12 protein-coding genes are annotated in these 13,159 nt (G+C 72.1%); 3 read left to right on the forward strand and 9 right to left on the reverse strand.

The window, feature by feature from the left end; translation table 11 throughout:
* Position 1: 1 nt before the first annotated feature.
* The 5 genes from ACI3EY_RS09625 to fumC form a co-directional block, all read right to left on the reverse strand.
* Positions 2–1,393, reverse strand: coding sequence for an MFS transporter (locus tag ACI3EY_RS09625; protein ID WP_405037570.1), 1,392 nt, complete (start codon positions 1,391–1,393; stop codon positions 2–4).
* On the reverse strand, positions 1,390–2,121 hold the full coding sequence (locus ACI3EY_RS09630) for a 16S rRNA (uracil(1498)-N(3))-methyltransferase (protein ID WP_405037569.1): 732 nt from the start codon (positions 2,119–2,121) through the stop codon (positions 1,390–1,392). Before ACI3EY_RS09630 ends, ACI3EY_RS09625 begins: the two co-directional genes overlap by 4 nt.
* Before the next feature lie 4 nt (positions 2,122–2,125).
* Positions 2,126–3,244, reverse strand: a complete 1,119-nt coding sequence (gene dnaJ / locus ACI3EY_RS09635; RefSeq protein ID WP_405037568.1) for a molecular chaperone DnaJ — start codon at positions 3,242–3,244, stop codon at positions 2,126–2,128.
* 92 nt (positions 3,245–3,336) lie between these two features.
* A complete protein-coding gene (gene hrcA / locus ACI3EY_RS09640; protein ID WP_405037567.1) occupies positions 3,337–4,356 on the reverse strand; it encodes a heat-inducible transcriptional repressor HrcA in 1,020 nt (339 codons plus the stop codon).
* A gap of 117 nt (positions 4,357–4,473) precedes the next feature.
* Positions 4,474–5,886: a class II fumarate hydratase gene (fumC, locus tag ACI3EY_RS09645; RefSeq protein ID WP_405040267.1), complete on the reverse strand. Its 1,413-nt coding sequence runs from the start codon at positions 5,884–5,886 to the stop codon at positions 4,474–4,476.
* Between the two features lie 24 nt (positions 5,887–5,910).
* Here fumC and ACI3EY_RS09650 point away from each other — a divergent pair, with 24 nt between their 5' ends.
* The gene (locus ACI3EY_RS09650; protein WP_405040268.1) at positions 5,911–6,783 is read left to right on the forward strand and encodes a DUF3097 family protein; all 873 of its coding nucleotides are present in this window, start codon (positions 5,911–5,913) and stop codon (positions 6,781–6,783) included.
* 5 nt (positions 6,784–6,788) lie between these two features.
* A complete protein-coding gene (locus ACI3EY_RS09655; RefSeq protein ID WP_405037564.1) occupies positions 6,789–7,214 on the forward strand; it encodes a DUF4870 domain-containing protein in 426 nt (141 codons plus the stop codon).
* Positions 7,215–7,237: 23 nt separating this feature from the next.
* Here the strand turns inward: ACI3EY_RS09655 and hemW are convergent, their stop codons facing one another.
* Complete coding sequence (hemW, locus tag ACI3EY_RS09660; protein ID WP_405037563.1) at positions 7,238–8,461, reverse strand: radical SAM family heme chaperone HemW; 1,224 nt, start codon at positions 8,459–8,461, stop codon at positions 7,238–7,240.
* A gap of 84 nt (positions 8,462–8,545) precedes the next feature.
* Between hemW and ppk2 the strand changes: the two genes are divergently transcribed.
* A complete protein-coding gene (ppk2, locus tag ACI3EY_RS09665; protein ID WP_405037562.1) occupies positions 8,546–9,436 on the forward strand; it encodes a polyphosphate kinase 2 in 891 nt (296 codons plus the stop codon).
* A gap of 19 nt (positions 9,437–9,455) precedes the next feature.
* Here the strand turns inward: ppk2 and ACI3EY_RS09670 are convergent, their stop codons facing one another.
* The 3 genes from ACI3EY_RS09670 to lepA all read right to left on the reverse strand — a co-directional run bounded on the left by ACI3EY_RS09670 (position 9,456) and on the right by lepA (position 13,103).
* Entirely contained in the window at positions 9,456–10,310 is an 855-nt protein-coding gene (locus ACI3EY_RS09670; RefSeq protein ID WP_405040269.1) for a hypothetical protein, read from the reverse strand.
* Positions 10,311–10,509: 199 nt separating this feature from the next.
* Entirely contained in the window at positions 10,510–11,217 is a 708-nt protein-coding gene (gene trmB, locus ACI3EY_RS09675; RefSeq protein ID WP_405040270.1) for a tRNA (guanosine(46)-N7)-methyltransferase TrmB, read from the reverse strand.
* Positions 11,214–13,103 carry a translation elongation factor 4 gene (lepA, locus tag ACI3EY_RS09680; RefSeq protein ID WP_405037559.1) on the reverse strand — a complete coding sequence of 630 codons (1,890 nt, stop codon included), beginning with the start codon at positions 13,101–13,103 and terminating at the stop codon, positions 11,214–11,216. Before lepA ends, trmB begins: the two co-directional genes overlap by 4 nt.
* Positions 13,104–13,159: the final 56 nt, after the last annotated feature.

Here is a 13,159-nt window from a genome sequence, read left to right on the forward strand (position 1 = left end):
TCTAGACGGCGGCGGTGACGTCCGCCCCCTGCGCGGGCCGCGCCCGCAGGGCGCTGAGCACGGACAGGGCACCCACCCCGAGCGCGACGACCAGGGTGCCGACGAAGGCCAGGTGCGGCGCGGAGGCGTAGTAGAGCCCGAAGACCACCCCGGTCAGCGCCAGTGCCAGGGCGCTGCTGAGCGCCTCCCCCACCTGCAGCGCGCTGGAGTTGTGGCCGATCTCGGCCTCCGGTGACAGCCGCATCGTCAGCAACGAGGTGGTGGGGTAGGCCAGCCCGACCCCGAGGGTCGCCAGCCCGTACACGGCGATCACCATCCACCCGGGCTGGGAGGTCCAGAACACCAGCGCCAGCACGCCCATCAGCACGGTGTAGAGCACGACCCCGACCATCATCAGCGCATACCGGTCCACGCCGGGCGGGAACCGGCTCTGCCACCAGGACCCCAGTGCCCAGGCGACCGAGGCGGCGGCCAGGGCACCGCCGGCCTGCGCCGGGGAGTAGCCGTGCTCGTCCCTCAGCATCAACGGCAGGTAGGCCTCGGCCGCCACGAACGACCCGCCGAGGGCCCCGCGCACGCCGATCACCGACGGCAGCCCACGACCCAGCGTCAGGGTGCCGCGCGGCAGCAGCTGCCGGGCGGCGACCAGCAGCACCAGCAGGGAGACCGCCCCGATGGCGTACTCGCGCCCCTCGACCCGCTCGCCGGCCAGGTTGAGCACGCCGACGCTGAGCGCCGCGGCGACCGCCCACAGGATCGTCGTGCGGCGCAGGTGCGCGCCGACGCCCCCGCGGCGGGTCGCCCGCAGCGCCGGGCCCAGCACCCACAGCGACAGCGCCGCCAGCGGGACCACCCCGAGGAAGACCCAGCGCCAGGACAGGTGCTCGACCATCGCCCCGGTGAGCAGCGGCCCGGCGAGCCCCGGCACCACCCAGGCCGCGGCCAGCAGCGAGAAGACCGCGGGACGCAGCCGGTCGGGCACCCGCTGGGCGATGACCACGTAGAGGGCGACCGTGGAGGCGCCGCTGCCCAGGCCCTGCAGGGCGCGGCCCAGGACGAAGACCTCCATGCTGACGGCGGTGCCCGCCAGCAGCAGGCCGCCGGCGAAGAGCGCGGTCCCGGTGACCACGCTGGGGCGCGGTCCCTGACGGTCGGCCCACCAGCCGCCGACGACCATCCCCACCACGCTCGCGGCGACGGTCGCGCCGAAGGCCATGTTGTAGAGGTGGTAGCCGTCCAGGGCCGCGGCGACGGTCGGCATCGCTGCGCCGACGGCGATGTACTCCAGCGCGAAGAGGGCGATCAGCGCGGTGGCACCGACCGAGGCGCTACGGATGCCCGGTGCGAAGATGTCGCGGCTGCGCGGGCGGGCCTCGGGCTGCTGCCCGGTCACCGCCACCTCGTGGTGGAGTTCAGCACGGCCAGCGCGGCCGGACCGGCGGTCGAGGTGCGCAGCACGGTGCTCCCGAGCCGCACCGGGTATGCCCCCGCCCCGGTCAGGGCGTCCAGCTCGTCCGGCGAGACGCCCCCCTCCGGGCCGACCACCAGCAGCACCTCCCCCGCCTCGGGCAGCGGCACGTCCGACAGCGGGCGGGTCGCCTCCTCGTGCAGCACCAGGGCCAGGTCCGCGGTCTGCACCCGCTCCAGCAGGGCGGACAGCTCCACCGTCTCCCCCAGCACCGGGACCCGCAGCCGGCGGGACTGCTTGGTCGCGGCCCGCAGGACCTGCTCCCACCGGCGGGCCGCCTTGACGCCCCGGTCCCCACGCCAGCGGACCACGCTGCGGCCGGCCTGCCAGGGCACCACCTCGTCCACGTCGAGCTCGGTCGCCGCCTCGATGGCCTGGTGGTCCCGGTCCCCCTTCGCCAGGGCCTGCACCAGCACCAGCCTGAGGGCCGGCGCCGGGGAGTCGAGGCGGTCGAGCACCACCAGGTCGGCCTCTCCCGGGCGCACCGCCTCGACCCGGCAGAGCGCGCCGCTGCCCTGGCCGTCGGCGACGAGCACCTGCTCACCGGCGCGGATCCGCTGCACGGTGACGGCGTGCCGCCCCTCGTCCCCCCCGAGCAGCAACTCGTCCGCCCGGAGCGACCCGGGATCGACCAGGAACAGCGGTGCACTCATCTGGTCAGCGACCCCGCAGGGCGTCCCAGAGGCTGTGCTTGCGGGAGTGGGCGCTGCCCATCCGCCCGGTCGGCACCGACTCACCTCGGCTCTCGGCGAGCTGGGCGAGCAGGTCGCGCTGGGTGTCGGTGAGCCTGGTCGGCACCTTCACGTCGAGGTGGACGACGAGGTCCCCACGCCCCTGGCCGCGCAGGTGGGTGACGCCCTTCTCGTCGAGCCGGATCGTCTGGCCGGGCTGGGTGCCGGCCCGCAGGTCGACCTCGACCGGCCCGTCCAGGGTCTCGACGGGGAGGGTGACCCCCAGGGCGGCCGCGGTCATCGGCACCTCCAGGGTGCAGTGCAGGTCGTCGCCCTGGCGCTGGAAGGTGTCGTGCGCCTCGACGGCGATCTCGACGTAGAGGTCCCCGGCGTCGCCGCCGAACGGTCCGACCTCGCCCTCGCCGGCGAGCGCGATCCGGGTGCCGGAGTCGACGCCGCCGGGCACCTTGAGGGTGAGGTCGCGACGGGTCCGCACGCGCCCCTCCCCGGAGCAGTCGAAGCAGGGGTGCTCGATGACGTCGCCGTAGCCGCGGCAGGCCTGGCAGGGACGGGAGGTCATCACCTGACCGAGGAAGGAGCGCTGCACCTGCTGCACCTCGCCGCGTCCGCTGCACACGTCGCACGTGCGGGTGCCGCTGCCCGGCTGGGCGCCGGCCCCGGTGCAGGTGCTGCAGACCACCGCGGTGTCGATCTGCAGGGTCTGCTCGCCGCCGAAGACGGCGGTCGCCAGGTCGATGTCGAGGCGGACCAGCGCGTCGTGGCCACGCTGGACCCGGCCGCGGGGGCCGCGGGTGCCCGCGGAGGTGCCGCCGAAGAAGGCGTCCATGATGTCGCTGAAGGTGAAGCCCTGGCCGTAGCCGCCGGTGGCCCCGCCGTAGGGGTCCTGGCCGCGGTCGTAGGAGGCGCGCTTGGCCTGGTCGCCGAGCACGTCGTAGGCCTGGCTGACCCGCTTGAACTCGGCCTCCGCCTCGGCCCCGGGGTTCACGTCCGGGTGCAGCTGGCGGGCCTTCTTGCGGTAGGCCTTCTTGATCTCCTCGGCAGAGGCCTCGCGGGAGACTCCGAGGTCGGTGTAGTAGTCATTCACGGGGTGGCATGTCCTTGGGGTTGCGTAACGGTCAACAGGTCAGGTCCGCACTCGTCAACGGTGCGTGCTTCTCGGGTATGCCGTGAGGTTGCTCACCCGTCGAGCATGTCGGCGACGTAGTGGGCGACGGCACGGACGGTGGCCATCGTCTGCGGGTAGTCCATCCGGGTCGGGCCGACGACACCGAGGCCGCCCGCCGTCCCGTAGGTGGTGGCGATGACGGAGGTGGTGCGCAACGGCTCGTAGGGGTTCTCCGCACCGATCGCGACGGCCACCGCCTCGGTCCGGTCGACGGTTGCCATGCTGCCCATCAACCGGAGCAGCACCACGTGCTCCTCGAGCGCCTCCAGCACCTGGGACAGCGAGGTCGGGAAGTCGCTGCCCACCCGGGCCAGGTTGGCGGTGCCGGCCAGAGCGACCCGCTCCTCGGCACGCTCCTGCGCCGCCAGGGTCAGCGCGTCCACGACGGTGCGGGCCAGCTCGGCGTCCGCCGGGGCGACCCGCTCGTCGGCGTCGGCCAGGCGGGCGCCCACCTCGTTCAACCGCTGCCCGACGGACAGCTCGTTGACGACGCCGCGCAGCTGGGCCACCACGTCCGGGTCCCCGGTCAGGTCGCGTCCGACGTCGACCACCCGCTGCTCGACCCGCCCGGTGTCGACGATGAGGACGATCATCAGCCGGGTGCCCCCGACCGGGACCAGCTCGACGTGCCGCACCGCCGACCGGGACAGCCGGGGGTACTGCATGACGGCCACCTGCTGGGTCAGGCTGGAGAGCAGCCGGGTGGTGCGGGAGACCACGTCGTCCAGGTCGACCGCGCCGTCCAGGAAGCGGGCGATCGCGGCCCGCTCGGCCCGGGTCATCGGCTTGATCTGCTGCAGCCGGTCCACGAACATCCGGTAGCCGGCGTCGGTGGGCACCCGGCCCGCGCTGGTGTGCGGCGCGGTGATCAGGCCTTCCTCCTCGAGCACGGCCATGTCGTTGCGGACGGTGGCCGCGGAGACCCCCAGCTGGTGGCGCTCCAGCAGGGACCGGGACCCGACCGGCTCGGAGGTGCGCACGTAGTCCTGCACGATGGCGCGGAGCACCTCGAGCCTGCGGTCGTCGCTCATCGTTCTCCCTCCTGGCCGGTCGGCGTGGCGCTGCTGGCACTCGTCATTCCCGAGTGCCAGTCTACCCGTTCGGGGGTCCGGCACCCGGAGCCCCGCGTCCGACCGGGCGAGCGGCGGTCAGTCGACCGCCCGCGGGTGGGTCATGTCGGCCGGCACCACCCAGGCGTCGAACTGCTCGCCGGTCAGCAGACCGCTGTCCAGCGCCGCCTCGCGCAGCGTCAGTCCCTGCCGGTGCGCGGTCTTGGCGATCGCAGCCGCGGCGTCGTAGCCGATGTGGGGGTTCAGCGCGGTCACCAGCATGAGGTTGCGGGCGAGGTTCTCCTCGATCTTGGCGGTGTGCGGCTCGATCCCGGACGCGCAGTGCTCGTCGAAGCTGCGGCAGCCGTCGGCGATCAGCCGGATCGACTCCAGCACGGCGTGCGCCATCACCGGCTTGAAGACGTTGAGCTGGAAGTTGCCCTGGGTGCCGGCGAAGGCCACGCAGGCGTCGTTGCCGAAGACCCGGGTGACGACCATGGTGAGCGCCTCGGACTGGGTCGGGTTCACCTTGCCGGGCATGATGCTCGAGCCCGGCTCGTTCTCCGGGATGGTGATCTCGCCGATCCCGGTCCGCGGCCCGCTGGCAAGCCAGCGCACATCGTTGGCGATCTTCATCAGGGCGCCGGACAGGGTGCGCAGCGCGGCGCTGACCGCGACCAGCTCGTCGTGCGCCGACAGCGAGGCGAAGTGGTCGGGGGCCACGGCGAAGTCCTGACCGGTCTCCTGCGCGATGTAGGCCGCGCACGCAGTACCGAAGTCGGGGTGCGCGTTCAGGCCGGTGCCGACCGCGGTGCCACCGATCGCCAGCCGCAGCACCCCGGTGTGCGCGTGCCGCACCTGCTCCAGGCCGAAGTCGAGCTGGGCCACCCAACCGCCGATCTCCTGGCCGAGGGTGAGCGGGGTGGCGTCCTGCAGGTGGGTGCGTCCGGTCTTGACCACGTCGGAGAACTCCTCCGCCTTGGCAGCCAGCGTGTCCCGCAGCTGCTCGACCGGGGCGTACAAGCGCTCGCTCAGCTCCAGGGCCACGGCCACGTGCATGGCGGTCGGGAAGGTGTCGTTGCTGCTCTGGCCACGGTTGACGTGGTCGTTCGGGTGGACGGTGCGTTCGGCGGAGAGCTCGCCGGTGAGGATCTCGTCGGCGCGGTGCGCGATCACCTCGTTGCTGTTCATGTTGCTCTGGGTGCCGCTGCCGGTCTGGAAGACGACCAGCGGGAAGTGCTCGTCCAGCTCGCCGCGCACGACCTCGTCCGCCGCCTGGACCAGGGCTGCCCGCGCCCGCTCGTCGAGGGCGTCCAGCTCTCCCAGGTCGGCGTTGGCCCGGGCCGCGGACTTCTTCAGCACCCCGAGGGCGCGGATCATCGGCCGACCCCACACGAAGGCGTCACGGCCGATGTCGAAGTTGCCGAGGCTGCGCTGCGTCTGCGCTCCCCAGTAGCGGTCGGCGGCCACCTCGACGGGGCCCATGCTGTCCTTCTCGGTGCGGGTGCTCATGTGCAGACGGTACCGTCGGGCGGTGTGAGTGATCGCTACGGCACCGACGTCCTGGCCACCGACTGGCGCGCACCCCGGCGGGGTCGCGCCAGAGAGCTGGTCGCCGAGGCCGGGCTGGTGGTGGAGGACGTGCAGACCGGCTGGTGCGGCGCCGTGGTCGCGGTCGAGAAGGCCGGGGGTATGCAGGTGGTCCACCTCGAGGACCGCCGCGGCCGGCGCAAGGGTTTCCCGCTGGGGCCCGGCTTCCTGGTCGACGGCGCACCCGTGGTGCTCGTCCCGGACACCCGCGAACGGGCCGCGCAGGTGGCCGCTGCCGCCTCCGCCGCCGCCCGGACGGCCAGCGGTTCGGTCCGGGCCCAGGCGGCACCGGCGCGGGTGGCCAGCGGCTCCCGGATCTGGGTCGAGGGCAAGCACGACGCGGAGCTGGTGGAGAAGGTCTGGGGCGACGACCTGCGCGGCGAGGGGGTGGTCGTCGAGATGCTCAACGGCGTCGACGACCTGGCCGGGGAGATCCGCGGCTTCGGCCCGCACCGGGACGCCCGCCTCGGCATCCTGGTCGACCACCTGGTGCCGGGCACCAAGGAGAGCAGGATCGTGCAGGGTGCGGCCGGGCTGAGCCCGCACGTGCGCATCCTCGGCCACCCCTACGTCGACGTCTGGCAGTCGGTCAAGCCGGCCCGCCTGGGGTTGACCGCATGGCCCGTCATCGAGCGCGGCCGGTCCTGGAAGCACGGGATCCTGGCCGAGCTCGGCTGGCCGCACTCCAGCCAGACCGACGTGGCCCTGGGGTGGAAGAAGATCCTGTCCACCGTTCGTTCCTACAGCGACCTGGAACCGACGCTGCTCGCCAGCGTCGAAGAGTTGATCGACTTCGTCACCGTGCCACCCGAGGAGTGAGCCCCATGAGCCAGAACCCCTATCCCCCCAGCGGTCAGCAGCCGTACCCGAACCAGCCCGCCGGACGTCCGCAGGGCGAGGAGCGGACCATGATGCTGCTGGCCCACCTGTCCGCGCCGGTGGCGATGCTGATCAGCGTCGGCTGGTTGCCCTTCCTGGGCCCGTTGCTGATCTGGCTGTTCTACAAGGACCGGTCCGCGGCGGTGCGTACCGCCTCGGCCGGCGCCTTCAACTTCAACCTGAGCCTGACCATCGCCAGCGTGCTGCTCTGGATCAGCGTCATCTTCACCCTGGGCCTGGGCTTCCTGTGGGCCATCCCCGGCTGGATCCTGCTCTTCGTCATCCAGCTGTTCTGCCACATCAAGGGTGCGGTCCGCGCCTCCAACGGCGAGACCTACACCTACCCGTTCCAGCTGCGCCTGCTGAGCTGAGCCGCACCTCGTCGGTGCACCGCTCAGCCGGCCAGCAGGCGGTGCACCACGGTGTCGGCCAGCAGCCGACCGGCGCGGGTCAGCACCACGGTGCCCCGCACGGCGTCCCGTCCGTCCACCAGGCCCTCGGCGACCAGGCCGGCCACCGCCCGGCGGCCGGCCTGGTCCAGGTCCGCGACCGGGAGCCCGTCCCGCAGCCGCACCTGGAGCATCACCTGCTCCTCGTGCCGTTGCTCCCGCGTCAGCACCTCCCGCGCGTGCACCGGGGCGAGGCCCCGGGCGAGACGGTCGGCGTAGGCGCGAGGATGCTTGACGTTCCACCAGCGCACCCCGCCGACATGGCTGTGCGCACCGGGGCCGGCCCCCCACCAGTCGGCCCCCCGCCAGTACGCGAGGTTGTGCCGACACCGCCCTGCGTCCGCACGGGCCCAGTTAGAGATCTCGTACCACCGGTACCCGGCGGCGGCCAGCACCTCGTCGGCCAGCTCGTACTTGTCGGCCTCGTCGTCGTCGTCGGGGGCCGGGACCTCCCCGCGGCGCACCTGACCGTGCAGCCGGGTCCCCACCTCCACCACCAGCGCGTAGGCCGACACGTGGTCCGGCTCCAGGGCGACCGCGGCCTCCAGGCTGGTCCGCCAGTCCGCCAGCGACTCCCCCGGGGTCCCGTAGATGAGGTCCAGGCTGACCTGCATCCCGGCCGCCCGTACCGCCTGCACCGCGCGGGCGACACCGTCCGGGTCGTGGGTTCGGTCCAGGGTGCGCAGCACGTGCGGCACCGCGGACTGCATCCCGAGGCTGACCCGGGTGAAGCCCTGCTCCGCGAGCTGCGCGGCCACGGCCGGGGTGATGGTGTCCGGGTTCGCCTCGGTGGTGACCTCGGCGTCCGGCTCCAGGCCCCAGCGCGTGTCCACCGCCCGCACCAGCGAGCCGAGGGCGGCCGGGGACAGCATGGTGGGGGTGCCCCCACCGACGAAGACGGTCGACACCGGTGGCGGACCGGCGGGCGCGAGCACCCGCCCGGCGAGCTCGACCTCCGCCAGCGCCGCGGCCAGGAAACCCTCGGGCGCCCCGTCGTCGGCGAGCTCGGGCAGGGTGTAGGTGTTGAAGTCGCAGTAGCCGCAGCGGACCCGGCAGAAGGGCACGTGCAGGTAGACGGAGAAGGGGCGCGAGCGCATACCCTCCAGGGCCGCGGAGGGCAGGGACCCGTCCTCCGGCGCGGGGTCACCCGGGGGGAAGGCGGAGGGCATACCCCCAGTGTCCCACCGGTCGGGCGCCGGGGCACCCACCACCCGACCCTGCCGGTGACCGGGACGCGCGCTACTCTCGGCAGCGTGCAGCAGCGCCTTCGCGAGTACATCGACAGCCTGCGGGACCAGGGCTACACGGTGCGCGACGACCAAGGGTCCGACCCCGACCTCATCACGCCCGACGGCAGCGCCGTCGACACCTGGCGGGAGGACTACCCGTACTCCGAACGGATGACCCGGGACTACTACGAGGTCGAGAAGTGGCTGCTGCAGGTGGAGCTGCTGAAGTTCCAGTACTGGGCCAAGGACAACGGCAGCCGGCACGTGCTGATCTTCGAGGGACGCGACGCGGCCGGCAAGGGCGGCTCGATCAAGCGCTTCACCGAGCACCTCAACCCTCGGGGGGCGCGGGTGGTCGCGCTCAACAAGCCGACCGAGGTCGAGGCCGGGCAGTGGTACTTCCAGCGCTACATCCAGCACCTGCCCACCGCCGGGGACATGGTGCTCTTCGACCGCTCCTGGTACAACCGGGCGGGTGTCGAGCGGGTGATGGGCTTCTGCTCCACGTCCGAGTACGAGCGCTTCATGACCCAGGCCCCGCAGTTCGAGCAGATGCTGGTCGAGGCCGGGATGTCGATCACCAAGTTCTGGTTCTCGGTCACCCAGACCGAGCAGCGCACCCGGTTCGCCATCCGCCAGCTCGACCCGGTCCGGCAGTGGAAGCTCTCCCCGATGGACCTGGAGTCGCTGGACCGCTGGGAGGCCTACACCTCCGCCAAGGAGGAGATGTTCCGGCGCACGGACACCGACTGGGCGCCCTGGGTGACGATCAAGTCCAACGACAAGAAGCGCGCGCGGATCAACGCGATGCGCCACTTCCTGTCCCAGTTCGAGTACGAGGGCAAGGACCACGACGTGGTGCTTCGCCCCGACCCGCGGCTGGTGAAGCGGGCCCGGGACGCAGTGGGCGACTGAGCATAGCTCGGCGCACAGGTCACTGCCGACCCGGGAAGTAGCGCCGCCACTCGTCACGGGGAGGCCCCGCGGGTATGCCGCGCTGCCGGAAGATCCGCCGCAACCTGTCGACCGTCGTCCCCGGCGAGACGTAGATGTCCCCGGAGATCAACGTCACGATGCGCCAGCTCTCATCCTCGAACTGCTCCCGGCGGCCCAGATCCGCCTCCCACTGCTCCTCACGCTGCACGTGGTGCCTGCCGTCGTACTCGACCGCCGTCCGCGTCCTCCTGTCACCGGCGTCCAGGCGCCGTCGCAACCGCCCGGAGTCGTCGTAGAACCTGATGTCCGTCTCCAGCTCCGGCAGGCCGGACAGCACCCGCAGCATGCGTGAGCGTGTCTCCATCGGCGAGTCGACACCGCTCCTGACCAGGGCCGCTGCACGCCGGGCGCGCCGGGCACCCCTGCCCGTGAAGGTGGCCGCAGCAGTCTGCAGGTGTGCCGGCGAGCATCGTCCCCGGCGCACCAGGGAGTCCCCGAGCACCACGAGGTCGACCAGGTCCACCAGGCGTGCCAGGTCGAGGAAGGTGTCCGCCGGAGGGGTCACGGGTACCCCACGGAAGAGCGTGCTCCGTCGGGCGGAGGAGTGCACCACCACGCCGTCCCGACGGCGCCGCTTGGTCCCGAGGGGCACCGAGACGTGCAGGTCCGAGGTGCTCGGGACCACGGCGCCGTAGAGCCTGGCGGCCAGGTGGTACGAGACGAACGCCTGCGGTGACGCCGCGACCAGGAGAGCGGCCCGCGCCTGGGTGAGGACGTCAGGAGCACCCGTGGACTGCACGTAGATTCCGCGGACCAGCTGGGTGCTCGAGGCCGCGAGCTGGCGGCGCGTCATACCTGCTGCTCGGGCAGCCTGGGCCGTGAAGGGTGCGTTCGGATCGAGGTCCCCCATGTCCTCAGCCTGCACCGGCCTGGGCACCATCACTCTCACCTGTCCACAGGCAATGACCGAGTGGCCCACATGTGCACGGGAATCAGACCGATCTACGGGCAGAACTGGGCCACTGGGCGCAGCGTCCGGCGCCGGGAGGTCCTCAGCGCACCGCGTACGTCAGGTCGGTGATGGACCGGCCGGCCTCGGTGCCCCGCCGCTCGAAGCGGGTGACCGGACGCAACGGAGCGCGGTCGGTGCCGACGAGCTCCCACCGGGGGTGGGGGTCCAGCACCTGCCGCATGGCCCCGGCATAGGCGGCCCAGTCGGTGGCCAACCTCCAGAGGCCGCCGGGCGGCAGCAGGTCGGCCACGGTGTCGGCGAACTCGGCGTCGACGAGGCGTCGCTTGTGGTGCTTGTTCTTCGGCCACGGGTCGGGGAAGAACGTCCACACCTCGTGCACCGAACCGGGCTCCAGCAGGGTGGTCAGCACCGGCGCAGCGTCGGCCTCGACGAAACGCACGTTGGGCAGCGCCTGCTCCCCCATCTTGGCCAGCGCGTGGCCGATGCCCGGCCGCCAGACCTCCAGCGCCAGGAAGTCCACCTCGGGGTGGGTGGTCGCGGCGTGCACCAGGGCGTCCCCGGACCCTGGGCCCACCTCGACCACCAACGGTGCCCGGCGCCCGAAGACCTGCTCCGGGTCGAGCCGGTATGCCGGGTCCACCAGCGTGGACCCGGGTCGCGGCCGGGGGACGTCCAGCACGGCCTGCGTGGCCAGCCGGTCCCACGCCGCCTGGTGGGTGCGCGGCATACGGTCCCCCCGGCGGGTGAACGACCGGGTCCGGGACAGTGCGGGGTCGATCCCCTTCACTTCTTGGCCTTCTCGGCCGCCGCCCCGTCCTGGGAGAGCGCGGCGATGAAGGCCTCCTGCGGCACCTCGACGGAGCCGACCATCTTCATCCGCTTCTTGCCCTCCTTCTGCTTCTCCAGCAGCTTGCGCTTGCGGCTGATGTCACCGCCGTAGCACTTGGCGAGCACGTCCTTGCGGATGGCGCGGATGGTCTCCCGGGCGATGACCCGCGACCCGATCGCGGCCTGGATGGGGACCTCGTACTGCTGGCGCGGGATGAGCTCCTTGAGCTTGCCCACCATCTGCACCCCGTAGGCGTACGCCTTGTCCCGGTGCACGATCGCGCTGAAGGCGTCCACCTGGTCACCCTGCAGGAGGATGTCGACCTTGACCAGGTCGGCCTCCTGGGTGCCGTCCGGCTCGTAGTCGAAGGAGGCATACCCCCGGGTGCGGGACTTGAGCGCGTCGAAGAAGTCGAAGACGATCTCGGCCAGCGGGAGCGTGTAGCGCATCTCGACGCGCTCCGGGGAGAGGTAGTCCATCCCGCGCAGGGTGCCGCGACGGGTCTGGCACAGCTCCATGATGGTGCCGATGAACTCGCTGGGGGCCAGCACCGTGGCCCGGACCACGGGCTCGGTGATGGCGCCGACCTTGCCGGAGGGGAACTCGCTCGGGTTGGTGACGTCGATGACGGTGCCGTCCTCGAGGCTCACGTCGTACTCCACGTTGGGCAGCGTCGAGATGAGGTCGAGGTTGAACTCCCGCTCCAGCCGCTCCCGGACGATCTCCAGGTGCAGCATGCCCAGGAAGCCGACCCGGAAGCCGAAGCCGAGCGCGACCGAGGTCTCCGGCTCGTAGACCAGCGCGGCGTCGTTGAGCTTGAGCTTGTCCAGGGCGTCCCGCAGGATCGGGTAGTCGGACCCGTCGATCGGGTAGAGGCCGGAGAAGACCATCGGCCGGGGCTCCTTGTAGCCCCCCAGCGCGTGCTCCGCCTGGCGGCGCTCCCCGGTCACGGTGTCGCCGACCTTGGACTGGCGGACGTCCTTGACGCCGGTGATCAGGTAGCCCACCTCGCCGACCCCCAGGCCGGGGCAGGAGACCGGCTCCGGGTTGCTCACCCCGATCTCGAGCAGCTCGTGGGTGGCCTTCGTCGACATCATCGCGATCCGCTCGCGCGGGGACAGCGAGCCGTCGATCACCCGGACGTAGGTGACCACCCCGCGGTAGGTGTCGTAGACCGAGTCGAAGATCATCGCCCGCGCCGGGGCGTCCGGGTCGCCGACCGGGGGCGGGATCTCCTGGACGATCCGGTCGAGCAGCTCGGGGACGCCGTCCCCGGTCTTCCCGGAGACCCGCAGCACGTCGTCCGGCTCGCAGCCGATGAGGCCGGCGATCTCCTCGGCGTACTTGTCCGGCTGGGCCGAGGGCAGGTCGATCTTGTTGAGCACCGGGATGATGGTGAGGTCGTTCTCCATCGCCAGGTAGAGGTTGGCCAGGGTCTGGGCCTCGATGCCCTGGGCGGCGTCCACGAGCAGCACCGCGCCCTCCCCGGCCGCCAGGCTGCGGCTCACCTCGTAGGTGAAGTCGACGTGGCCGGGGGTGTCGATCATGTTGAGCACGTGGGTGCGCAGACCGGTCGCGTCCGACGCGTCGGCGGCGGGCACGGCCCACGGCATCCGCACCGCCTGGCTCTTGATGGTGATCCCGCGTTCCCGCTCGATGTCCATCCGGTCCAGGTACTGGGCACGCATCTTGCGCTGGTCGACGACGCCGGTGACCTGCAGCATCCGGTCGGCGAGCGTCGACTTGCCGTGGTCGATGTGAGCGATGATGCAGAAGTTGCGGATGACCTCGGGCGGGGTGGTCGCCGGCTGGGGCACCGAGTCGGGACGGGCGAGCGGAGACACGCTGGGTGAGCACCTCGAGGGATCGCGGGCGGGCTGGGCAGTGCTGCCAGTGTCCC

Source organism: Serinicoccus shuyuelongi, from assembly GCF_045032955.1.
Taxonomy (GTDB): Bacteria; Actinomycetota; Actinomycetes; order Actinomycetales; family Dermatophilaceae; genus Ornithinicoccus.